This is a genomic window from Nitrospirota bacterium (assembly GCA_040755395.1).
Lineage (GTDB): Bacteria > Nitrospirota > Nitrospiria > Nitrospirales > Nitrospiraceae > DATLZU01.
In genome coordinates this window covers 1-23709 of the sequence record JBFMAX010000014.1, presented here as the reverse complement: position 1 = coordinate 23709, position 23709 = coordinate 1, and the positions used below count along the sequence as shown (strand labels likewise).

Annotated in this window: 20 protein-coding genes and 1 pseudogene; 9 read left to right on the top strand and 12 right to left on the bottom strand. The window is 62.2% G+C overall.

Features of this window, described 5'->3' with window-relative positions; translation table 11 throughout:
- Nucleotides 1-133: 133 nt before the first annotated feature.
- The 7 genes from AB1555_16795 to gltB form a co-directional block, all read right to left on the bottom strand.
- A complete protein-coding gene (locus AB1555_16795) occupies nt 134-1300 on the bottom strand; it encodes a hypothetical protein (GenBank protein MEW6248348.1) in 1167 nt (388 codons plus the stop codon).
- Nucleotides 1297-2052 carry a DUF72 domain-containing protein gene (locus tag AB1555_16790; protein MEW6248347.1) on the bottom strand — a complete coding sequence of 252 codons (756 nt, stop codon included), beginning with the start codon at nt 2050-2052 and terminating at the stop codon, nt 1297-1299. Before AB1555_16790 ends, AB1555_16795 begins: the two co-directional genes overlap by 4 nt.
- Nucleotides 2053-2208: 156 nt before the next feature.
- Nucleotides 2209-2715 carry a hypothetical protein gene (locus AB1555_16785; protein MEW6248346.1) on the bottom strand — a complete coding sequence of 169 codons (507 nt, stop codon included), beginning with the start codon at nt 2713-2715 and terminating at the stop codon, nt 2209-2211.
- A complete protein-coding gene (locus AB1555_16780) occupies nt 2712-3722 on the bottom strand; it encodes an AAA family ATPase (GenBank protein ID MEW6248345.1) in 1011 nt (336 codons plus the stop codon). The genes AB1555_16785 and AB1555_16780 overlap by 4 nt, the downstream gene beginning before the upstream one ends.
- A 352-nt stretch (nt 3723-4074) precedes the next feature.
- Nucleotides 4075-4230, bottom strand: coding sequence for a hypothetical protein (locus tag AB1555_16775; GenBank protein ID MEW6248344.1), 156 nt, complete (start codon nt 4228-4230; stop codon nt 4075-4077).
- Nucleotides 4227-5663, bottom strand: a complete 1437-nt coding sequence (locus tag AB1555_16770) for a glutamate synthase subunit beta (GenBank protein ID MEW6248343.1) — start codon at nt 5661-5663, stop codon at nt 4227-4229. Before AB1555_16770 ends, AB1555_16775 begins: the two co-directional genes overlap by 4 nt.
- 88 nt (nt 5664-5751) lie before the next feature.
- Nucleotides 5752-10299: a glutamate synthase large subunit gene (gltB, locus tag AB1555_16765; protein MEW6248342.1), complete on the bottom strand. Its 4548-nt coding sequence runs from the start codon at nt 10297-10299 to the stop codon at nt 5752-5754.
- 268 nt (nt 10300-10567) lie between these two features.
- Here gltB and AB1555_16760 point away from each other — a divergent pair, with 268 nt between their 5' ends.
- From AB1555_16760 to AB1555_16750, 3 genes are all read left to right on the top strand, one after another.
- Nucleotides 10568-11536: a polyprenyl synthetase family protein gene (locus AB1555_16760; GenBank protein ID MEW6248341.1), complete on the top strand. Its 969-nt coding sequence runs from the start codon at nt 10568-10570 to the stop codon at nt 11534-11536.
- A 66-nt stretch (nt 11537-11602) separates the two neighbouring features.
- Nucleotides 11603-12946, top strand: coding sequence for a DUF1015 domain-containing protein (locus tag AB1555_16755; protein ID MEW6248340.1), 1344 nt, complete (start codon nt 11603-11605; stop codon nt 12944-12946).
- A 105-nt stretch (nt 12947-13051) separates the two neighbouring features.
- On the top strand, nt 13052-14446 hold the full coding sequence (locus AB1555_16750) for a sigma-54 dependent transcriptional regulator (protein ID MEW6248339.1): 1395 nt from the start codon (nt 13052-13054) through the stop codon (nt 14444-14446).
- Between the two features lie 27 nt (nt 14447-14473).
- On the opposite strand, the gene AB1555_16745 is transcribed toward AB1555_16750, so the two are convergent.
- Together AB1555_16745 and AB1555_16740 are read right to left on the bottom strand one after the other, a co-directional pair.
- Nucleotides 14474-15235, bottom strand: coding sequence for an NDP-sugar synthase (locus AB1555_16745; protein ID MEW6248338.1), 762 nt, complete (start codon nt 15233-15235; stop codon nt 14474-14476).
- A 108-nt stretch (nt 15236-15343) separates the two neighbouring features.
- On the bottom strand, nt 15344-16447 hold the full coding sequence (locus AB1555_16740) for a phosphotransferase (protein MEW6248337.1): 1104 nt from the start codon (nt 16445-16447) through the stop codon (nt 15344-15346).
- A gap of 125 nt (nt 16448-16572) precedes the next feature.
- On the opposite strand from AB1555_16740, the gene AB1555_16735 reads away from it, so the two are divergent.
- A complete protein-coding gene (locus AB1555_16735; protein MEW6248336.1) occupies nt 16573-17544 on the top strand; it encodes an aldo/keto reductase in 972 nt (323 codons plus the stop codon).
- A 42-nt stretch (nt 17545-17586) separates the two neighbouring features.
- Here AB1555_16735 and AB1555_16730 read toward each other — a convergent pair whose 3' ends face one another.
- A complete protein-coding gene (locus tag AB1555_16730) occupies nt 17587-18081 on the bottom strand; it encodes a VanZ family protein (protein MEW6248335.1) in 495 nt (164 codons plus the stop codon).
- Between the two features lie 59 nt (nt 18082-18140).
- On the opposite strand from AB1555_16730, the gene AB1555_16725 reads away from it, so the two are divergent.
- The 5 genes and pseudogenes from AB1555_16725 to AB1555_16705 all read left to right on the top strand — a co-directional run bounded on the left by AB1555_16725 (nt 18141) and on the right by AB1555_16705 (nt 22544).
- Nucleotides 18141-20342 carry a glycoside hydrolase family 57 protein gene (locus AB1555_16725; GenBank protein MEW6248334.1) on the top strand — a complete coding sequence of 734 codons (2202 nt, stop codon included), beginning with the start codon at nt 18141-18143 and terminating at the stop codon, nt 20340-20342.
- Nucleotides 20343-20478: 136 nt separating this feature from the next.
- Nucleotides 20479-21483, top strand: coding sequence for a galactose-1-phosphate uridylyltransferase (gene galT / locus AB1555_16720; GenBank protein MEW6248333.1), 1005 nt, complete (start codon nt 20479-20481; stop codon nt 21481-21483).
- Between the two features lie 112 nt (nt 21484-21595).
- Nucleotides 21596-21811: a MoaD/ThiS family protein gene (locus AB1555_16715; protein MEW6248332.1), complete on the top strand. Its 216-nt coding sequence runs from the start codon at nt 21596-21598 to the stop codon at nt 21809-21811.
- Nucleotides 21812-21896: 85 nt separating this feature from the next.
- Nucleotides 21897-22304, top strand: coding sequence for an ATP-binding protein (locus AB1555_16710; GenBank protein MEW6248331.1), 408 nt, complete (start codon nt 21897-21899; stop codon nt 22302-22304).
- 12 nt (nt 22305-22316) lie between these two features.
- Nucleotides 22317-22544, top strand: a pseudogene (locus tag AB1555_16705) (transposase).
- Here AB1555_16705 and AB1555_16700 read toward each other — a convergent pair.
- Together AB1555_16700 and AB1555_16695 are read right to left on the bottom strand one after the other, a co-directional pair.
- On the bottom strand, nt 22543-23583 hold the full coding sequence (locus tag AB1555_16700; GenBank protein ID MEW6248330.1) for a hypothetical protein: 1041 nt from the start codon (nt 23581-23583) through the stop codon (nt 22543-22545). The pseudogene AB1555_16705 and the gene AB1555_16700 sit on opposite strands and share 2 nt — an antisense overlap.
- A partial coding sequence (locus AB1555_16695; protein MEW6248329.1) for an RHS repeat domain-containing protein occupies nt 23580-23709 on the bottom strand: 130 nt, incomplete at its 5' end. The genes AB1555_16700 and AB1555_16695, both read right to left, overlap by 4 nt.

Below are 23709 nucleotides of genomic sequence, written 5' to 3'. Positions count from 1 at the left end.
CCGGGTCCGCGGGGAGAAGGCCCGGACCTTCTCCGGGGTTGCACACGCCGGCGTTCATGCGGTACGTAGCCACAAGTAGGCGCCCAAGATCGCCATCGTCGCAAAATTGACCGGCACGCCGACGCGGTCGTAGTCACGCGAGGCGAGGTTGTACCGCTCTGCCGGCCAGGCCGTCAAGCAAAGCGCGTTCCCGTGGAAAGATCCACCGCGCGACCGCCACGCATTCAAGGCCGAACGGGAGATAGCCCGCGTAGCCGAGGATCGGCATCTGGAAGATTTGAAACCGGTGCACGAACGGGATCGCATACTCCCAGTGGGCGAGGCTCTTGACATTCCACATCTCCCAAAAGAAGCCGCACAACAGCGCGGCCAGGGCGGGCAGCCAAAGCGGCCGCCAATCGCCATGAGTCAGTGGTGAGAAGATGGTTTCCTCACCCAACACCGTCTGCAGCGCGGTGATCAGGAGCAGCGGCGCGACCCAGACCAGCGGAAACAGATAGTTCGGCCAGAGGCCGATCCCGATCAGCCCACCGGATCCCAGCACCAGGACAGACCAGCCGACCAACTTCGCGTTGACCATCCGGATCGGCCGCCACTTGTCCAACCCGGCACTGAGCCGCGGATACGATGCCAGCCATTCGGTTGTCCCGAGCACGGCCGGAAGCACCGTGGAGAACGGGATCGTCGCATGGATGAAGTACTCGAGCGGCGTGAACTCCTGGACTCCCATGTAGTACCAGTTCTGCACGAAGCGATTGAGATACTCGAAGAACCACCAGAACGCCGAGCTGAGGGGAAAGAGCAAGAGAAAATACCGGGGCCGGTCCCGCATCATGCAGCGCCCGGTCCGGGCAAACGTCCGGGCGTTGACCGCCAGGATGTAGCCGAGCCAGAGCGGCGTGAAGGTGAACGGTTGGAACAGCTCGAACCACGGAAAGCGATTCCAGGCCAAGACCCAGGCGACAACCGTCAGCCCAACCCCCAGCCAGCCCCACCAAGGCAGGACGTGACGCGTCACGTGTGAAGCGTGAAGCGTCACCGAGGACCGACGAGATCCGAGATCCGAGATCCGCGCGAGGGACGAGGAGATCCGAACGACGAATGGATAGACCGTGCCGAGGATGGCAATCGCCAGCACCACAAACACTGACCAAGAGAACGGCTCATGTTCGACGTAGCGGGTGCGTGGGGGAAATTCCAGGTAGCGCTCGAGCGGCTGGCCGGCAAGGAGCACGCCCAACAGCGGCAAGCCGAGAAGCAGCGTGACCACGAACGCAATTCTGGTGATCCGCAGCATCACCTGAACCTGCGTCCTTCGACGAGGGTTCGCAGCGTTCGCGCGTTAGCCACGGCATGACCTTCCGCATCGTTGTTGAAATACGCGTACACGTCGAGCCCGTCGCCCAGGTACCGTTTGATCTTTTTCGCCTCTTCAGCCAGTTCCTTCTTCGTATAGCAGGACGCAAACAATTTTGTCCGCCCGTGAAACCGCAGATAGGTGAACCCGGCGGTCAGCACATCCTTCCGCGGATAGCGGGGCGAATCCGCGATACACAAGGCCGCCTCGTGCCGGCTCAGCAGGCGATAGACGTCGTCCGTGAACCAGGAGTCGTGGCGGAACTCGAAGGCGAGGCACAATTGGTGAGATTTGGAGACCGCCTGTTGGGCGATCTTCAGAAAGTTCTCCAATCGCGCAAGATCGCAGCGGAACGACGGCGGGAACTGAAACAGAATCGGTCCCAGGTGCGGGCCGAGCGAGCGGGCGTTTTGCAGGAAGACGCGCCAGGGGTCTTCCACATCGACCAGCCGCTTGGTATGAGTAATCAGCCGGCTGGCCTTGACCGCGAAGACAAACCCCTCCGGCACCTGCGCCGCCCATTTCTCATACGTCGCCGGCCGAGGGAGATGGTAGAAGGAATAATTGACTTCGGTGGTGGAGAACTCCTTGGCGTAGAACTCCAGAAACCGAGCGCTGGGCAGGTCTTCGGGATAGAAAGTCCCCTTCCAACTCGGATAGGTCCAACCCGACGTGCCGATGAGAATGCGGGGCATAACTGATCCAGTGCGAAATTCACCGGTTGGGATGTGTATTGTATACGAATCCTACTTGTCGCTGTGTGGCGTTTTCCTTCCAAGGTGCTTGCACAACTGTGCAGGGGAAATCATCTCGGCCGGAACACGGCAGGTAGGCGCCGCTACAGGACCGCTCTAAAGCTTAGCAGAGAGCAATGTTTGGATGATGCGTTCGAGGTCGGTTATGAACGTGTTTATCCTTTGGGCAGTCGCTGCCTTGTACAATTCGCTCAACTCTGCGCGAAAGGTTTTGTGAGCCGGATGCCTCGGTAAGTTCAGAAGCTTTTGAAGCTCCTTGGGATTTGAAGGCAGGTTCGTCTTCAATGAAGCCCGTCTCATCGAACGAAGGAAACAGTCTTCCAACTCCGGCTTCAAGATGATCAGATGCCGGCCTGACTTGCTGCGTCTTTCCAGGTCATCAGTTCTATCTATAACTTCCATTTGATCCCGTAGAGGGTGATGGGAACTCCCGGGATCTTCGTCCACCATTCCGATATGAGCCAGAGCCTTTTTCAGGAGATCGTTGACCACTTCGCCCTGGCCAAAGCTGTGGCGTTTTCGAAGTGGGAGATGGCGATGGTCACGAAGAAAAAGGACAACGTCTTCGTCGGCGTAACACTCATACGCAAACGTGAGCGTCATGATCCGATGAAGTCGTCGAGATTGAAGAAGACGCTCGCGCCCAGCACGACCACCTTGGCGGTATCTTCCTGAGTGAGCAGCTTCGCACCTGTGCCGCCTTCCTTGTCACGATAGCAGACAAAAATGGCGAGGTCCTCGGCGGGCGTCTTTTCGACGATACCGGTTAAGAAATACGGGTTATGAGTAGTCAGGAAGAACTGGTTCGAGCGATCCGCGCCGATCATCTCACCGAGGGCCTTTGGATAAGGCGGAAACGCGAAGACATCCGGCTCGTCGAACACTAAGGTCACTTCTTCCGAGGATTGAAGAATCGCGCCATAAAAAAACTGTCTTTTCAAGCTATCCGACAGCAAGTCCAAATTGTAATCCAGGATTTCATCCTGTCTGACTTCCGAAAGCCGGAACGTCCGCTGAGCTTGATCGAACCTCAATTTCCAATTGAGTCCGGCCACTGTATCCTTCAAGAACTCATAGACCCGAGCATTGTGCCGAGCAATGTAAAGTAAGTTGGGGCCATGGGGAGGAGTGATCGCCTTCGTACCTAGATGATAACCGCTGTTGTACTGCCAATCCTGGGAAGTGGTATAGGAATAAAACCGAATCCAGTCTAAGGCAGGGATATGGCAAAAGCCACCAAAGTTAACAGTGGGAGATCCGTATGAAGGGAAGCTAATCTTTAGTCGACGGTCCGGTCCTCCTGCGATTGCCGCCTTCAGCGCCACCTGTTGCGCCTGGTGCGCGGCGGGTGGAGCACCGAGATGCATAGAAATCTGGAACGGCTGATCAAAAAATTGTCGATAGAAGAGCGGATCGAAGCCGAGTTCTGGCCGGAGGCGGAGAGATGGGCCCAACGACCAGCCCCAACCAAGCCCGGACAGAAAGCCCAGAGCCTCCAGAATGTTGGTTTTGCCGGTGTCGGGAGCGCCGATAAAGACGTTAACCTTTCGGCATGGAATGGAAAGCGACTTGATCGATTTGAATCGTTCTATCGAAAGTTTCTCGATCACAACCGCCTCCGCGGGACAACGCCGGCGGCCTATTGCATCTTTATTCGGCGGGTTGGATTTTAGCAAAGCGGGACTTGGAAAGCACTCTCTTCTCTGACTTCCTTGGCTGGACCAGACTCGGGATACTGTCTTTTAGACCAATCCTTCATCGATAGGACGGTGGAGGGTTGGTCCTGCACTGCGAATTGAGTCGAAAGACTTACGTGCGGTCGTGCGACCCATTGCACACAGACAGCAATAGGTTCCCCGGCGCTTGAGCAGCGCAGGCCCCACCATCCCTCTCTTCGGAGCTGTTTTGTGGACTTGCGGGAAGCTCAGGGGACGGGAACGAGCGAGACGGGCGAGGAAGCCCTCACAAATTCGATTCCACAGCCATCCGGTAAGCGACGTCCATCGTTTGGAATTTGATCCCGACTGGAGTGTGTCGCAGTTCCTCATCGAGCACCTGATTCACCAAGCGCCAGCGCTTCATGTACTCGCGGGCTTCTTTCTTGCTGATCTTCTTCATCTCACCGCCGCCTTCGCACTCCGGCCCGCCCGCAGATACTTGTCCACGCCGGCGGCCATCTTGCGGCCTTCGGCGATGGCCCAGACGATGAGCGAGGCGCCGCGTTTGACGTCGCCGCCGGCGAAGACGCCTTCGACGGAGGTCATATAATTGTCGTCCACGGCCACGTTGCCGCGCGCGTCGTACTTGACGCCGAAGCTGTCGAGCAGGCCGTTCTTCACCGGGCCGGTGAAACCCATCGCCAACAAAACGAGATCGACTTCCATCTCGAACTCGGTGTTCGGGATCGGCACGAACCTGCCGTTCTCGAAGGCCACCCGGTGCGCATGCAGCTTGGTCACATGCCCGTTGCGGCCGGTGAACTTCGTCGTCGAGACGCTCCACTGCCGGTCGCAGCCTTCCTCATGCGCGTGCGAGGTGCGGAGCTGCATCGGCCAGAGCGGCCACGGCGTTGAATCGGCCCGCTGCGGCGGGGGCTCCGGCAGCAATTCGAATTGATGCACTTCCGTGCAGCCCTGCCGGTGTGCGGTGCCTAGACAGTCCGACCCGGTGTCGCCGCCGCCGATGATGACGACGCGCTTGCCCTTCGCGGTGATCGGCTCGTCCGCAATCACGTCGCCGGCGTTCCGCTTGTTCTGCTGGGTAAGGTAGTCCATCGCGAAATGGATGCCCTTGAGCTCCCGGCCCGGCACCGGCAGGTCGCGCGCCTGTTCCGCGCCCATGGCCAGACACACCGCGTCGAACCGTCGGCGCAGTTCTTCCCCGCTGATGTCCCTGCCGACATGGACGCCGGTCTTGAACTCGACGCCTTCGGCCTTCATCTGCTCCAGCCGCCGGTCGATGACCCATTTCTCCATCTTGAAATCGGGAATCCCGTAACGCAGTAGGCCGCCGATCCGGTCGGCCTTCTCGAACACCGTGACGCTGTGACCGGCCCGCGCCAGTTGCTGCGCCGCGGCCAGCCCGGCCGGACCGGAGCCCACGACGGCCACGGTCTTGCCGGTGCGGGTCGTCGGCAGGACGGGCTGCACCCAGCCTTCGTCGAACCCCTTGTCGATGATGTTCCACTCGATAACGCGGATCGACACCGGATCGCTGTTGATCCCCAGCACGCAGGCCGATTCGCAGGGAGCGGGACAAAGCCGGCCGGTGAACTCCGGGAAATTGTTCGTAGTGTGGAGCGCTTTCAGTGCGTCTTTCCAACGCCCGCGGTGGACGAGGTCGTTCCACTCCGGGATCAGATTGACGACCGGACAGCCGTTGGTGCTTTGGCAGAAGGGCACCCCACAGTCCATGCACCGCGCGCCCTGGATCTGGAGTTTGTCTTCCGGCATCGGCTCGTAGAATTCCTTCCAGTCGAGCACGCGCAGCTCGACCGGCCGGCGCTTAGGGCCCTCGCGGGCGTATTTCATGAAGCCTTTCGGGTCAGCCATTCGCTACTCGTATTTCGTCGTTCGTATCTCGCATCTCGTCGCATGTGTCACGCACGGTTCACGAGATACGCGTCACGCATCACGTCTTTTAATGCGCCACCATCTCTTTTTCCCGATGCGCCTGTTCTTTGGCGGCCGCCGCTTTCCGTTCGGCCAGCACCCGTTTGTAGTCGATCGGCATGATCTTGACGAACTTGGGGAGCATCGCCTCCCAGGTCTCCAACACCAGCTTGGCCTTGCGGCTGCCTGTGTACTTCAGGTGCGATTCGATCATGCCGCGCAACAACTGCTTGTCTTCGGCGGTGACGACCCTCTCCAGTTCCACCATGCCCAGATTGCAGCGGGACTCGAATCTGCCGTCCTCGTTCAGCACGAAGGCGATCCCGCCGGACATGCCGGCCGCGAAGTTCCGCCCGGTCTTCCCCAACACCACCACGACGCCGCCGGTCATATATTCGCACCCGTGATCGCCCGTTCCTTCGATCACCGCCCGTACGCCGCTGTTCCGGACCGCAAACCGTTCGCCAGCCGTCCCATAGAAATAGCACTCGCCTTGGGTCGCGCCGTAGAGCGACGTGTTGCCGATCAGGATCGTCTCCTCCGGCACATAGGTGCAGCCCTTGGGCGGGTACACGATAATCTTGCCGCCGGACAGCCCCTTGCCCAGATAGTCGTTGGACTCGCCCTCCAGGATCAACGTGATGCCCCGGGAGAGAAACGCGCCGAACGACTGCCCGGCCGAGCCGGTGAACTTGATCGTGATCGTGTCGGGCGGCAGCCCCTCCAACCCATACTTCTTCGCGATGCGGCTGGAGAGCATGGTGCCGGTCGTCCGGTTCACGTTCCGGATCGGTAGATCGAGCGCGACCTTCTCGCCCCGCTCGATGGCCGGTTTGCACAGCTCGATCAACTGGTTGTCGAGCACATTCGCGATGCCGTGATCCTGCTTCTGGACGCAGTACCGGGCGACCTCGGGTCCCACCTCGGGCATCGTGAGAAGCGGCGTTAGGTCCAGACCTTTGGCCTTCCAATGGTCGATGGCCTTTTGGACTTTCAACTTGTCCACTCGGCCGATCATCTCGTCCATCTTGCGGAAGCCTAACTTGGCCATGAGCTGCCGCACTTCCTCGGCCACGAAGAAGAAATAGTTGACGACGTGCTCCGGCTGGCCCGTGAATTTCTTGCGCAGCACCGGGTCCTGCGTCGCCACTCCGACCGGGCACGTGTTCAGGTGGCACTTGCGCATCATGATGCAGCCTTCGACGATCAGCGGCGCCGTCGAGAACCCGAACTCCTCCGCGCCCAGCAGGGCCGCGATCACCACGTCGCGCCCGGTCTTCAATTGACCGTCGGTCTCGACCCGGATCCGCCCGCGCAGGTCGTTGACCACCAGGGTCTGATGCGTCTCGGCCAGCCCCAGTTCCCACGGGATGCCGGCATATTTAATGGAAGAGAGCGGCGACGCGCCCGTCCCTCCGGAATCGCCGCTGATCAGCACCTTGTCGGCATGGGCTTTGGCCACCCCGGCCGCGACCGTGCCGACCCCGACCTCCGCCACCAATTTCACGGACACATCCGCCTCCGGATTCGAGTTCTTCAAGTCGAAGATCAACTGCGCCAGATCTTCGATCGAATAAATGTCGTGATGCGGCGGCGGCGAGATCAACTGGACGCCCGGCGTGGAATACCGCAGCTTGGCGATGACCTCGTCCACCTTGTGACCGGGCAACTGTCCGCCTTCCCCGGGCTTGGCGCCCTGCGCCATCTTGATCTGCAGTTCTTTGGCGTTGACGAGATAGTGGGACGTCACACCGAAGCGGGCCGACGCCACCTGCTTGATAGAGGAATTCTTGGAGTCGCCGTTCGGGAGCGGAATGAAGCGTTCGGGGTCTTCGCCGCCCTCGCCGGTGTTGCTCTTGGCGCCGATCCGGTTCATCGCGATGGCCAAGGTCTCGTGCGCTTCTTTGCTGATCGCGCCGAACGACATGGCCCCGGTCGTGAACCGCTTGACGATCTCCTTGGCCGGCTCCACTTCCTCCAGCGGGATCGGCTCGGGCAGGAACTTGAAGTCCAGCAGGCCGCGCAGGTTCGAGCGCCGCTTGCTCTCGTCGTTCACCAGCGCGGCGAACTCGGCGTAGGTCTTGGCATCGTTGGCGCGCGTAGCGTGCTGCAGCTTATAAATGGTCTCCGGATTCCAGTTGTGATGCTCGCCCTGCACCCGGTAATGAATCTCTCCGCCGAAGTCGAGCTGGCGAATCGGCGCCGGCGCATAGGCCAGCGCATGCCGCCGCAGGGTCTCCTCGCCGATCTCGCGGATCCCGATCCCTTCGATCCGCGAAGCCGTGCCGGTGAAATAGCGGTCGATCAGTTCACGGTTCAGGCCGATGGCCTCGAAGATCTGCGCCCCGCAGTAGGACTGCACGGTGGAGATGCCCATCTTGGAGAAGATCTTGAGCAGCCCCTTGTTGATCGCCTTGATGAACTTGCCCTCGGCCGTCTGCGCGTCCAACCCCTCCGGCAAGTAGCCGTCGCGCTCCATGTCCACCAGCGTCTCGAACACGAGATAGGGGTTGATCGTCCCCGCCCCGTAGCCGATCAGACAGGCGAAATGATGCACGTCGCGCGGTTCGCCGGTCTCGAGGATCAAGCCCACTTCCGTCCTCGTGCACTCCCGCACCAGATGGTGGTGCACTGCGGCGATGCCCAGCAGACTGGGGATCGGCGCCCATTCTTCGTTGACGCCCCGGTCGCTGAGGATCAGGAACCGATCGCCTTCCCTGATCGCCTCGGACGCCTGGTGACACAACTCCTCCACCGCCGCGCCGAGCCCGTCCGGGCCCTCGGCCACGCGGAACAGCATGCGTAAGGTCTTGCTCCGGAAATGCGGGTCCTCGAGCTCCCGGATTTTCTGCAAGTCCGCATTGGTCAGGATCGGTTGCTTGACTCTGATCCGGCGGCAGGATTCCGGATGCTCCTCCATGAGATTGGGTTTGGGCCCGATGTTCGTGACCAGCGACATGACCAATTCCTCGCGGATCGGATCGATCGGCGGGTTGGTCACCTGGGCGAACAGTTGCTTGAAGTACTTGAACAGCAGTTGCGGCCGCTCCGACAGCACGGCCAGCGGCGTGTCTGTGCCCATGGAGGAGACGGGCTCCTCGCCGGTCACCACCATCGGGGTGATGACCATTTTCAGCTCTTCCACCGTGTAGCCGAACGCCTGTTGGCGCTGGCGGATCGTCGGGTGGTCCGGCTGCGGCACGTTCAGCGGCTCCGGCAACTCGTCGAGCGAAATGCGGTACTGTGTGACCCAAGAACGGTAGGGCTTGCGGCCGACGATATCGGCCTTGATTTCTTCGTCGTCGATGATCCGCCCCTGTACCGTGTCGACCAGGAACATGCGGCCGGGCTGGAGCCGGCCTTTCTGGCGGATTTCTTTCACGTCCGCCGGCAACACGCCGGCTTCGGACGCCAGCACGACCAGGTCATCGGTCATGACCTGATACCGGCAGGGCCGGAGGCCGTTGCGGTCCAGCGTCGCGCCGATCAGCTCCCCGTCCGTGAAGCAGACGGCGGCCGGCCCGTCCCACGGCTCCATCATCGCCGCGTGGTATTCGTAGAACCCGCGACGGTCCAAGTCCATGTGCGGATTGCCGACCCAGGGCTCCGGGATCAGCATCATCATCGCGTGCGGCAGCGAGCGGCCGCCCAAGACCAGGAACTCCAGCGCATTGTCCAGACAGGCCGAGTCGCTCTGATGCTCGTACACGATGGGGAACAGCTTCGGCAGGTCCTCGCCGAACAGGTCCGACTTCAACCGGCCCTGTCTGGCCCGCATCCAGTTGACGTTGCCCTTGAGCGTGTTGATCTCGCCGTTGTGGCAAATGTAGCGGTACGGATGCGCCAAGGGCCAGGTGGGGAAGGTGTTCGTGCTGAAACGCGAGTGCACCAACGCCAGCGCGCTCACCACGCTGGAATCGGTCAGGTCCTGGTAATACTGCGGAATCTGACGGGGCAGCAGCAGCCCCTTATAGACGATCGTGTTGCTGGACAGGCTCGGGATATAGAAGTGTTCACGGCCCTCGATGGCCGATTCCCGGACCGCCTTCTCCACGCGTTTGCGGATGACGTAGAGCTTGCGCTCGAACTGGCCCTCGTTGAGGATGTCGCGCGCGATGAAGACCTGCCGGATGACCGGCTCCGTCCGGCGCGCCACCGTGCCGATCGCCTCGCTCTTCACCGGCACGTCGCGCCAGCCGAGCAACCGCGCGCGTTCCTCGGCGATTACCTTTTCGACCAACACCTCGCATGGCTTGCGCGCGGCGGCGTCGCGCGGCAGGAACACCATCCCGACGCCGTATTCGCCCGCGCCCGGCAGTTTGATCCCGACATCCGCCGCCGCCCGCCTGAGAAATTCGTGCGGCACCTGGAGCAGAATGCCGGCCCCGTCGCCCGTGCAGGGGTCGCATCCCTGCGCGCCTCGATGGAACAGATTCTCCAGGACCTGCAAGCCCTTCTGCACGATGCTGTGGGACTTCTGTCCCTTGATGTTGACGACAAACCCGATCCCGCAGGAATCTTTCTCGAATCGAGGATCGTAGAGCCCTTGCTTCGGGGGCAATCCGGGAACCATCATCATGTTGTCTCTCACGTCTCTATCTAACTAAAAGGCAGGTGCTGTGCCTGTCGGTCGGACCGTTCTTGGAAGGCAGAACGCGTGCGGGCCCGTGAACGACGTAACCGTGTAACTCATTGGGAAATTGAATCGACACCTTACTGGATGGGCCCTTCTTCTGTCAAGATTCGGGCGCGCACGAGCGCCTCTACTCGCTTGACTTTGTTTCACCCGCTGCCCTACTATCCGCCGCATGTCTCACGGACCCGTCGCCTCGACGATCCAGACGATGACCGATGTGTGGGAGGCCTATCGCGAGGAACTCCAAGGCGTCGAAGATCAGGTCCGGAAAAACCTCGACTCGAAAGTCGCGCTCGTCAACACCGTCGCCGCCCACATCCTCAGCAGCGGCGGCAAACGCATCCGCCCCCTGCTGCTCCTCCTCTCCGCCCGTCTCTGCGGCTATACGGACAAAGACGATCTGTTGCTGGGCAGCTTAGTGGAATATATCCACACCGCCACGCTGCTCCACGACGATGTCGTGGACGACGCGGACCTGCGGCGGGGGCGCCGGACGGCGCGCAAAGTCTGGGGCAACCAGATCAGCATCCTGGTCGGGGATTACCTCTATTCGAAAGCCATCTGCCAGATCGTCGAATTCCGCAGCCAGGCGATCAACGAAGTGCTCTCGGAGGCCTGCCGGAAGATGGCCGAAGGTGAGGTCCTCCAGCTTTACTACAACGGCAATCCGGCGATGCCCGAATCGGAGTACCTGCGCATCGCCGAACATAAGACCGCCGGCCTCATGGCCGCTTCGTGCCGCATGGGCGCGATCATCGGCGGCGCGTCCGAGGAGAAACAGGAGGCCTTGTTTCGCTTCGGGCAGCACCTCGGCATCGCGTTTCAGGTGGCGGACGACACGTTGGACTATGCGGCCAACGGGGACCGTTTGGGAAAATCGCTGGGGCAGGACCTGCGGCAGGGGAAGGCGACCTTGCCGCTGCTGCACCTCCTCCAGCATTGCTCGGACGAAGACAAGCAGATGATCAAAGACTGCATGGAAACGCGGACCCTGACCGAACCGGATCTGCTGCGCATCATCGCGCTGATGCAGGAGTACGGATCGATCGCGTACGCGATGGACCGGGCCCGCGCGTTCGTGACCGCGGCGAAGCGCGATTTGGAGTTGTTCGACGATTGCCCACCCAGGCGAGCGCTGTCGGTCGTCGCCGACTACATGGTGAGCCGCGACCGGTAGCTTGGACGACAGACACACCCGCCGCCACCGTTTCTCCATCACGTTCATCGTTCATGCGGAGTCGTCATGGCGAGCATCCTTCCGTTGCAAGGCACACTCTACAATCCGGCCGTCGTGGGCGATATTCGCAACGTCGTCGCGCCGCCGTACGACGTGATCGACGCCGCAACCCAGCGTGCGCTGTACGAGCGGCATCCCCAGAACATCGTCAGGTTGGAACTGGGGCTCGACGAGCCGGGCGACGGGCCGACCTCCAACAAGTACACGCGCGCAGCCGCGTGGCTCACGGATTGGCTGCGGACCGGCGCGCTGCGCCGCGACTCGCAACCGGCCGTGTACTACCACACCATCGAGTACCGGCCGCCGGCGGGCGACCCGGGCGGTTCCATGCGGACGCTCAAAGGGTTTCTCGCGACCGCCGAACTGGAAGAGTTCGGGACCGGTCACATTTACCCGCATGAAAACACCCGCGCCGCGGCCAAGACGGATCGGCTCAGCCTGCTGGAAGCCTGCCGGGCCAATTTCAGCCCGATCTGGGCGCTCTATTCAGACCCGGACGGTTCGATCATCGCCTTGCTGGAGCGAGCCGTTGAGGCCGACAAGCCGCGGATCGAGTTTCAGGATGACGCGGGCTTTCGCCAGCGCCTGTGGGCGGTCACGGATCCTGCCGTCCTCGACCTGCTCATCGCCGCCATGAAGCCGAAGCCGTTGTTCATCGCGGACGGGCATCATCGGTACGAGACGGCGCTGACGTATCGGCGGCTTCGCCGCGAGCGGGCCGGCGCTTCCACATCCATCGCCCGCCAGCCTTACGACAGCGTGCTGATGCTCTTCGCCGGCCTGGAGGACCCCGGCCTGACCGTGCTGCCGACGCACCGCGTGCTGAGCGCCGCCGTCCCGCCCGTTCAGCGCCTGCAAAGCCTGCTGGGCGAAGCGTTCGAGTTCCACGCGTTCCCCTTCACCAGCGCCGATGAACCGGCCGTCAGGCGGCGATTCCTGCAGGCGCTCCGCGAACGGGGACAGTCCGCCACGGTGTTCGGCCTCGCCTGCCGGGATGCCGGCGCCTATACGATCCTCGCGCTTCGCCCGCAGCACCGTCCTTCTACCGCCTCTCCCCGAGACCGGTTGGACGTCTCCATTCTCCAGCACCAGGTGATCGCCAAGCTCTGCCCGACCCAGCGCGAACAGGAAGCCATCCTCTACACCAAAGACGACGACGAGGCGCTCGACTGGGTTCGCCAAGGAACCGGGGAAGCCGCGCTCCTGCTCAATCCGACGAAAGTCGGCGAAGTCCGGGCCGTGGCGTCCGCCGGCGAGCGCATGCCGCACAAGTCGACCTATTTCTTCCCCAAGCCGCTGACTGGGCTGGTGATCAATGTGATGGAGGAACCCGTGACGCGTAACCCGTAACGCGTAAGGGGTCAGGCGCATTCCATGACGGGACCGAGTGCTATAAAGGTGATAGTTGACAGCTAGGAGCTATTTGCTGCTCGCTATTCGCTACGGACCGAGAAGATGAACGCCAAGATCCTGGTCGTCGACGACAACCCCGACATCCTCACGATGCTCAAGGATCGGCTGGAGTCGCTCGGCTATCGCGTCGTCACGGCGGGAGACGGCGAGCGCGCGCTGGCGGCGCTCGACCAGGAGTCCCCCAATCTCGCGCTGCTCGACCTGGAATTGCCGCGCCAGTCCGGTCTGGAGGTGTTGAAGCACCTCTCCGCCAACCGCCCGGGCCTGCTCGCGGAAACTCCGATCATTATGATGACCGCGTACGGCACCATCCCGACGGCCGTCGAGGCCATGAAGTTGGGCGCCTATGATTTTCTGACCAAACCTCTGGACAAGGACCACCTGCTGATCGTCATCCGCAAGGCGCTCGACTGGGTGTCGGCGAAACGCCGGATTGCCGTGCTCGAGTCGGAGCTTCAGAGCAGGTACGCGAGAATCGTCGGCGACAGTCCCAAGATGAAATCGCTCCTGGAAGCGGCCCAGCGCGCGGCCAAGTCGGACGCCAGCATCCTGCTGTTGGGAGAGACCGGGACCGGCAAGGAGCTCTTCGCCCGCTCCATCCATTATTGGAGCCCGCGTCAGGCCATGCCGATGGTGGCGATCAACTGCAGCGCGCTCCCGGAAGCCCTGCTGGAAAGCGAATTGTTCGGGTACGAGAAGGGGGCGTTCACCGGCGCGGATCGTCAGAAGAAAGGGCAGATCGAGATGGCGGACGGCGGGACCGTGTTCCTCGATGAGATCGGGGACATGCCTCTAAGCCTCCAGGCCAAGCTGCTGCGCGTGTTGCAGGACCGCGAATTCCATCGTGTCGGCGGCACGCGGCTCGTCTCCGTCAATATCCGCGTGATCGCGGCGACCAACCGCGATCTGAAGCAGGCCGTCAAGGCTGGCCAGTTTCGCGAGGACGTGTATTTCCGGCTGAGCGTCATTAACCTCACCCTGCCGCCCCTGCGCGAACGGACCGAAGACATCCCCGCGCTCGCGGAGTTTTTCCTCGAACGGCATATGCGGGAGACCAAACGGCCCGGCATGAAATTCAGCCCGGCCGCGCTCGAGGCCATGAAGCGGTATGTCTGGCCCGGCAATATCCGTGAACTGGAGAACGCGATCCAGCGCGCCGTCGTGTTGAGCCCCACCGATACGATCGAACCGGAAGTGTTGGCGATGTCGTTCCAGGACACGACCCATCCCGCCGGACCCCATCAGGCGCTCGCGTATGTGCGCCTCCCCTACCACGAGTCCATGGAAGCGCACAGCCGCTTCATCATCGACCAGGCGTTGCGTGAGGCGGAAGGGAACCAGACCAAAGCGGCCGAACGACTGGGGCTGCAGCGGACGTATCTGGCGAGGCTGATCAAGCAAAAGAAGGTTCGGCCGGACGATGAAGCGGAGGAGTGAGCGCGAGCCGAACGACGGCGGCCGACGCTACCGATTCCCGCCTGTTGCCGGGACGGACGCGCACCCGGACTTCCGCGCCGCCAGGTTGATCAGCCCGGCCTCCGCGTCCCGTTCGGTCTGCGCATACCGCTCCGGCGAGCCCACATCGGACCAGTAGCCTTCCGAATCGTAGCCCAGCACCGCCTCGCCGCGCTGGATCGCCGCGACATAGGCGTCGATGATGGACGAGGCTCGGCCCTTCGGCACGTCGCGCAGCAATCGGGGATGCAGGATGTGGATGCCCGCGAACATGCGCGGCTCGGTCGGGCCGGCGTCCGGCAATCCTCGTCCGGTGATCCTGACGATCCGGTGTTCCGTCCCCACTTCCACGAGTCCCCACCGTTCGGCCTCCGGATCTTTGCGCAGCACCAGCGTGGCGGCGGCCGCGCGCCGGCGGTGAAACTCGACCAGCGCGTCAAGGTCCAGCTCGAAGAGCGTGTCCCCGTTCACCACCAGGAACGGCTCCCCGGAAAAAAACGCCTCGACCTGCTTGATCCCGCCCCCGGTGCCCAAAATGACCGGCTCGCGCGAGTACGAAATCCGCAGCCCGTACCGGTCGCCGTCGCCCAACGTCTGCTCGATCATCGGCCCCAGGTGGTGCAGATTAATGACCACCTCGCGGAAGCCGTGCCGCTTCAACAACAGAAGGTTCCAGACGATGAGCGGCGTGCCGGCGACGGGCAACAGCGGCTTGGGAATCGTGTTGGTCAGGGGCCGCAGGCGTGTGCCCAGCCCAGCGGCGAGAATCATGGCCTTCATAGAGCCAATGAGAAATGAGGAATGAGAAATGTGGCATGGCGGGAAAACTTCTGCACACCATCATTACTCATTCCACATTCCTCATTTCTCATTATTCGGCTACTGAAGTTCCGGCACGTATGGTGTCAGATGTTTCCGCAGCGCCGCCAGCTCAGGATACTTCTCCAAATTGCGCCGCACGTAGCCCAAGACCCGAGGAATGTCGGCCAGGAATTTCGGGTTCTTCTTCACCCGGTCGATATAGACGAAGCGGCCCGCCGCTTTGAGATTCCGCTGGATGCTCGTCCAATCGAACAGCCGCTGAAACGCGCCGCGGTCGGTCCAGACGTGTTTGTGTTCCGCGAGCTGCGCCGTATAGTAGTCGATCAGGTCCTCGACGAGCCCTTCCTCCAGCGAGATATAGGCGTCGCGCAGCAGCGAGGCCAGGTCGTAGGTGGCCGGTCCCATCAGCGCGTCCTGAAAATCGAGTACCCCCAGCCGCGGGCCGTCGACCATCAGGTTGCGGGAATGATAGTCGCGGTGGGTAAAGACGCGCGGCAAGCCGGCCAGGATCTCGGCGATTTTCCGAAACTCGGCCCGGATCGCCTCCCAATCATCCGCGCACATGGGCTTCCCCCGCCGAGCCACGATCCCGTACTCCAGAAAATGATCGAATTCCCACATCAACAGCGGCACGTCGAAGCTCCGGTGGAACGCCACGCAGGCCGGATCGGCCGGAGACGTGGCCTTCAACTGCATCCGCACCAGGATGTCGATCGCCTGCCGGTAGAACGCCAAGACCTCGGCCGGAGACGCATCCCGGCACGCCTCCGTCAGCGTGAGGTCGCCGAAATCCTCCAAATAGAGGAGGCCCGCCTCCCGGTCGTAGTAGTACAGTCCGGGCACCGGAATTCCGGCCCGTTCCAGATGGGAATGCACGTTCAGGAACGGCAGCTCCGCGATCTGCGCCGACGCCCCGCTGACCGCTTCTTCCGATTGCTTGAAGGCTTCGGGCTCGGCAAGCTGCATGAGAATCAGCGACGGCGGCGGTCCGTCGCGTAACTCGACGCGAAAATAGCGACGGTTGGACGCGTCGCCGGCGAGCGGAGCGAGCGCGACAAGGTCCGCGCTGAAGGGCAGCTTGGTTCGGACGGTATACGCGACGAGATCGGGATCTGGCGGGGCGAGCGGAGTCTTCGGGGCAGCCGGATCGACCGTAGCCATCGGCCGCGCATTATACTCCGAGTCGTCGAGGATTGCGATCAGAAGGCCACGACCCAGTGCATCAGCAGAGCAATGGGTACCCCGACGGAGTTTCTTTGCGGTGTCCAACCCTGTAAGATGACCGCATGCGGTACGTGCACCTCGGCCGTTCGGGTCTGACGGTCAGCCGGCTCTGCCTCGGCACGATGAACTTCGGGCCGCATATCGACGAGTCTTCCAGTTTTCGGATCATGGACCGGGCGCTGGAGCTGGGGATCAACTTTTTCGACACGGCGAACGTGTACGGCGACAAAAAAGGTGAAGGGCTGACGGAGCAGATCATCGGCCGCTGGTTCGCGCAGGGCGGCGGCCGGCGCGACAAGGTCGTGCTGGCGACCAAGGTGTACGGCCGCATGGGCGACTGGCCCAATCAATCCAAACTGTCGGCGCTGCACATCACGCGCGCCTGCGAAGACAGTTTGCGCCGGTTGCGCACGGATCACATCGACCTGTATCAGATGCACCACGTCGATCGCGAGACGCCCTGGGACGAAATCTGGCAGACGATGGAACAGCTCGTCCGTGACGGCAAGGCCATCTACATCGGGAGCAGCAACTTCGCCGGCTGGCACCTCGCGCAGGCCCAGGAAACGGCCGGGAGCCGCCGGTTTCTCGGCCTGGTTTCCGAGCAGAGTCTCTACAACCTGAACCAGCGGATGATCGAACTGGAGGTGATCCCGGCTTGCGAGGCCTACGGGATCGGACTCATTCCTTGGAGCCCGCTGGCGGGCGGCCTCTTGGCGGGATCGCTGCGATCGGCACGGGTCGGGCGGCGCGCCGACGAGGATGTGAAGAAAGACGCGGATCAATACCGCGCGAGACTTGAAGCCTATGAGAAACTCTGTGCCGACCTCGGTGAGCAACCGGCCGACGTCGCGATCGCCTGGCTGCTGCATCAGAAGGCGGTGACATCCCCTATTCTCGGTCCCCGGACGCTGGACCAATTGAACGGATCCATGCGGGCGCTGGACATCAGGCTGAGCGCGGAGACCCTCAAGCGCCTCGACGAGATCTTTCCCGGCCCCGGCGGTCCCGCGCCGGAAGCCTACGCGTGGTGACAGACCCGCGAGTCTCGCCTGTCTCGCGAGCCTTGCGGTTCGTCAGTCCTCGCTGAGATACCGCCAGCCGATGACCCCGACCGTCGCACCGACGGTATCGGCGAGCCAATCCCATGCGCTCGCTTCCCGCAACGGCACAAATGCCTGGTGCACTTCGTCCGTCACCCCGTAGAGCGCCGCGGCAAGGATCGCGAGCGTCAGACTGTAGCGCGCTCCCCGGACTCCGGCCGCATATCGGAAGGCCCGATAGCACAACGCGCCCAACACACCGTACTCCGCCAGGTGCAACGTCTTGTCCCCCAGCTCCGTCAGAAACGAGGGCAGCGTCTCTTCAGGATGCGAGACCGAAGAGAGGGCGAAGATCAGCGTCGCGTAGGCCAGTGGCGGCGCCCAGTACCAACAGAGGAACGAGAGGCGGCGGATCAGCGACCCGTTTTGAATTCCGTTGACGTGCACGGCGCCTCGCCCATGACCGTCAGCCCCGGCGCAGACGGCCGCCCAGCAGGCTTGCAATCCGCGGGATTGTTTGCAACCCATCTACCCCTGTGACATACTGCGCTTGAATCTGCAAGCGCGTCCTGCGAATTCATCGCTCCATGAAAACCGTCCGGCTTTGCTTCCTCTGGCATATGCACCAGCCCTACTACACCGACCCGGTGGCCGGGTGTGCCAGCATGCCGTGGGTCCGTTTGCACGCCACCAAGGCCTATTTCGATATGGCGCACCTGCTGGACCGGTTTCCGGTCGTCAAGGCGACGTTCAATTTCACGCCCTCGTTGCTGCTCCAACTGCAGGAGATCGGCGCGGGCTCGGTGCGCGATGTGTTTCTGGACCATGCGGAACGGCCGACGGCCGATCTGACCTCGGCCGAGAAGGCGTTTATCATCCGGCACTTCTTCTCCGCCAACTGGGCCACGATGGTCCGCCCCTTCCCCCGGTATCACGAGCTGTTGGTCAAGCGCGGCGCGGACGTGCCAGGGCGCGATCTGGAACGGCTGGCCCGCCAGTTTTCCACGCAGGAACTGCTGGATCTTCAGGTCTGGCACAACCTGGCGTGGTTCGGATACGGCATGGTCGGTCGGTATCCGCGTCTGGCCGCGCTCCGGGCGAAGGCCCGCGGGTTCACGGAGGAGGACAAGCAGGAAGTCCTGGCGCTGCAGCGGACCGCCGTGCGGGAGATCATCCCCATGTACCGGCAGCTCGCCGACCGCGGCCAGATCGAATTGACGACGACCCCGTTCTACCACCCGATTCTTCCATTGATCATCGACACGGACTTTGCCCGGCGTGCGCGGCCCGAGCTTTCCCTGCCCGCGCGCTTCCAAGCCAAGGCAGACGCGGAGGCCCAGATCCGCCAGGCCGTCGCCTTTCACACCGCGACGTTCGGCCGGCCGCCGGCAGGGCTCTGGCCGTCGGAAGGTTCGGTCTGTCCCGAAATGCTTCCGCTGGTGCGCGCGGCCGGAATCCGCTGGCTTGCCACCGATGAAGGCATCCTGGCCCGGTCGTTGGAGGCTCAGCACCACCCGTGGGATCGACACGCCGCGCTCTACCGGCCGTATCTGGTCGGACAACCGGGAGAGGATCTCACGATCGTCTTTCGCGACCGCGACCTCTCCGACGCGTTCGGGTTCGTCTACCACAAGACCACCCCGGAGTCGGCAGCGGAGGACGTCCTGCGCCGCCTCGGCGCCATCATGGAAGACGTGCCGGCCGAACGCGCGTTGATCGCCGTGATCCTCGACGGGGAAAATCCTTGGGAGCATTACCACGACGGCGGGGAACGCTTCCTGTCGCTGCTCTACAAGGCCTTGGCCGACGGGGCCCTGAACCGCAGCGGCCAGGCCCAGGTGGCCCCCTCCACCGTCAGCGAGGCGCTGTCCGCCTGTCCGCCGACAACGCGGCTCGACCATCTGCATTCGGGTTCCTGGATCAACCAGGATTACAAGATTTGGATCGGGCACCCGGAGGACAACCGCGCCTGGGACCTTCTCCGGCACACCAGGTCCCGGTTGGCCGAGGTCAGTGGAACCCTGCCGGCCGAGCAAGCGCGAACGGCCTGGGAGGAACTCTACGCGGCGGAAGGCAGCGATTGGTTCTGGTGGTACGGCGACGACTTCGACACGGATTACAAGGTGGAATTCGACCGCCTCTTCCGCGCGCACCTGCGGAACGTCTGGACGCGCGCCGGGCTCCCGCCGCCGGAGTTGCTGACCCTGCCGATCATCGGGGACAGCGTCCGATTGGATGGAGACGAGGTCCGCCAACCGACCGGCTTGCTGAACCCCGTCATCGACGGACTTGTGACGGATTTCTTCGAATGGCAGGGCGCGGGTTCGATCAATCCCAACCCACCCCTCGGCGCCATGTGGAAGTCGGAGGGCCTCTTCCGCGCGATCTGGTTCGGCTTCAGCCTCGAGCAGTTGTTCCTTCGGCTGGACCCGGATGAGCGCACGCTGGAACGCCAAGCCGGGCTCACGGCGGAGATCCACCTGGCGCACGGCGGCCGCGCGCACAAGCTCGTCTTTTCGCTCGCCCCGGCCGGCGCCGAATCGTTCACCCTGCTGGCGACGGACGGAGGGCCTTACGTCGAGGTCGGAAGCTTCCGTTCGATCCGTCGCCGCAAGATCATCGAGCTGGCCGTGCCGTTCAAGGATCTGCAGGCCGAAGCCAGGCAGGAGTGGCGGCTCAGCGTCGTCGTGACGGAGCATGGCCTGGAAGTCGCCCGCTATCCGCACCATCAACCGGCCACGATCACGGTGCCGGATCGGGACTTTGAAGCCACGATGTGGAGAGTGTAACGGCGCTGCGCGCTGAATGAGGAATGTTGAATGAGGAATTAGGAATGCTGACTTCACGAGGTCGTGAGAAGGGATATGGTTTCTCTTCAATCCTTCACAATTCCACATTCCACATTTCTCATTTCCCGGAGGAACCATGCCTGAACTCAGACGCGATCCGATTGTCGGCCGATGGGTCATCATTTCGACGGAGCGGAGCGCCCGGCCGCAGGATTTTCTCCGCAACCTGCCGGCGCGATCGCCGTCGACGGCGCTGTGCCCGTTTTGCCCGGGCCAGGAGCGCCTGACACCCAAAGAGATCCTGGCCTATCGCCCGCAGCCCGGCGAGCCCAATTCGCCGGGGTGGACCATCCGCGTCGTGCCCAACAAGTTCCCCGCGCTGCAGGTGGAAGGCGAACTGGGGCGGGAAGGGATCGGCCTGTACGACCGCATGAACGGGATCGGCGCGCACGAGGTGATCATCGAGACGCCGAATCACAAGGACAGCCTGGCCGAGATGCCGGCCAAGCGGATCGAGGACGTGCTGTGGGCCTATCGCGATCGGATCGTCGACCTCAAGAAAGACGTACGGCTGCGGTATATCCTCATCTTCAAGAACCACGGCGCGGCGGCCGGGGCGACCCTGGAGCATACGCATTCGCAACTGATCGCCCTGCCGATCGTGCCGACCAGCGTCGTCAACGAAATCGAAGGATGCCGGACCCATTTCCAGCAAAAGGAGCGATGCATTTATTGCGATATCCTGCGCCAGGAACTCGGCGACGGGTCGCGTATCGTCGCCGAGAATCCGGAATTTCTCTGCCTCACCCCCTTCGCCGCGCGGTTTCCATTCGAGATGTGGATCCTACCCAAACGACATGCCGGCCACTTCGAGGAAAGCCAGAAAAGCCAATTCGAGTTTCTGGCGCCGATTCTGTCCGAGGCGCTGCGGCGGATGGACAAGGTCCTGGCCAAGCCGGCGTATAATTTCATCCTCCACAGCTCTCCCCAGCACGAGAAGACCGGCGACTTCTACCACTGGCACCTGGAACTCATCCCCAAGCTCACGCAGGTCGCCGGCTTCGAATGGGGCACCGGTTTCTACATCAACCCCGTCTCGCCCGAGGAATCCGCGAAATTTCTGCGCGAAGCGGAAATTTAGTTGCGAGGGAGAGCGGGATAGAGGTGGATGGGGCGCCTCTACCCCGTTACCCCGCTATCCCGTTACCTATCGCCTATTGCCTCGCGCCTCTTGCCACCCGTATCATGTGGCTATGAAGGTCCGGCTCAGCCACCCGGAACGATCCGTCGAAATCAAAGGCCCCAAGCGCGTCCGCGAGTTGTTGCGCGAGCTGAGCCTGGTGGCGGAAGCGCACCTCGTGATCCGCGGCGACGACCTGGTCACCGAGGACGAGCTGCTGGCCGACACGGACAGCGTGGAAGTGCGACCCGTCATTTCCGGAGGAAATGACGGGAATTATGAATTCTGAATTGTGAGTTCTGAATTGTCATTTCGAAACGGTTTGTGCCGGTAATTCAGCATTCATAATTCCTAATTCAGAATTTTGCCAGGCTATGCGCTGCATCAAATGCAAAACCAAAGCAGTCATCGGCCTCCCGCGGCACAATGCGGCCTTCTGCAAGCCCTGCTTCAACGAGTTCGTCCACGACCAGGTTGCGCGGGCGATCAAGGCCGAGCACATGTTCGGGAAACAGGACCGCATCCTGGTCGCCGTCTCCGGCGGCAAGGACAGCCTCGCGCTGTGGGACATTCTGCTCAAGCTCGGCTATCGCGCCGACGCGCTCTACGTCAACCTCGGTATCGGGAGCTACTCGGAGCAGTCGCAGCAGAAGGTGCAGACCTTCGCCGACACCGTCGCAGCCGCGCACGGTGCGAGGCTCCATATCCACAAGGTCGAACAGGAGAAGAAAAAAAGGGGACAGGCTGGTTTTCCGTTGATCCTCACCCGCGGAACGCGCTAACCTCCGTCCTCCATGCCCCGGATCCCTCGCGGCCTCTTGGCCGGCCACGCTTATCACGTCCCCAACCGCGGCAATGGCCGGGCCATAGTTTTTCACAAGGACGGCACCTACCGGGCCTTCCTCGATCTGCTCGCCGCGGCCAAGGCCCGCTTCCCCGTGCGCCTCCTCGGGTTTTGCCTCATGCCGAGCCATTTCCATCTGGTCCTGCAGCCCGCGACCGCGAGCACGCTCAGCCCCTTCATGCAGTGGTGGTTGACAAGTCACGTCCGGCGCTATCACCAAACATTACGACAGCAGCGGCCATGTCTGGCAGGGCCGCTTCAAGAGTTTCCCGATCCAGCAGGACGCACATCTCCTCACCGTGCTCCGCTATATACTCTGGAACCCCGTGCGCGCGGGACTGGTGCAGAGCGTCCAGGACTGGCCCTGGACCAGTCTGCATGCCCCCACGCTGCTGGATCCCTGCCCTGTCCCTCTGCCCGCCGACTGGGAGGGCTGGTTGGCGCAGCCGTTCTCGGAACCGGAGTTGAACGCACTCCGCCGCAGTGTCACACGACAAGCGCCCTATGGCGCACCTGAGTGGCAAGCGCACATCGCGACCACGCACGGGCTCGAATCGACCCTGCGACCGCGTGGGCGTCCCCGCAAGTCTTCGTATAAGTAGCCTGTCCCCTTTTTCCTCTCCATCGTAAGCAAAGGTCGCGAGACCGGCGGGACTGGCGAGACTCCCGAGACGATTGAGGGCGTCATAGGTGTAGGTGTTCGTCGCGGTGCCGTCAGTCAGCGTTAACCGGTTTCCATTCTTGTCATAGGTATAAGTCAACGTGACCGCCGGCTGGTTCGGGGACCCGTCCGTTTTCACGCTCGTCAGGCGATTGGCGAGATCATAGGTCATGGTCAGCTTACTATCGGGATCTTCAACTGTCAGCAGATTGCCGACCTGGTCATAGGTGTAGCTGGTGAGCAGGTTGCCCGGCAAGGTCTTGCTCAGCAGTTGGTTCACCGCGTCATAGGCAAAGCTAATTGTCTCATTCTTCGGCGTCACTCTCGTCAACAAATTATCCGCCCCGTTGTACGTGTAACTTTCCGTTTTTCCTAATGGGTCGGTGGTGGATGCCAAGCGATTCACCGGATCATAGGCAAACGTCGTCACCTGGTTCTTGGCATCCTTCACTGTCAGCAAGTTGCCGTTCCCATCATAGGTATACAGCGTCACCCCATTGGCCGGGTCCGTCACTTTCTTCAGCCGATTGAACGCATCGTATTCAAAGCTCGTCAGCGATTCAGCGCATCCGTACTGGTCGCCACGTTCCCCGCCGCATCGTAGGTCAAGGTGATCGTCCGGTTCAACGGGTCGGTGGTCGTGAGGAGCCGACCGAGCGTGTCGTACGTGAACGTCGTGGTC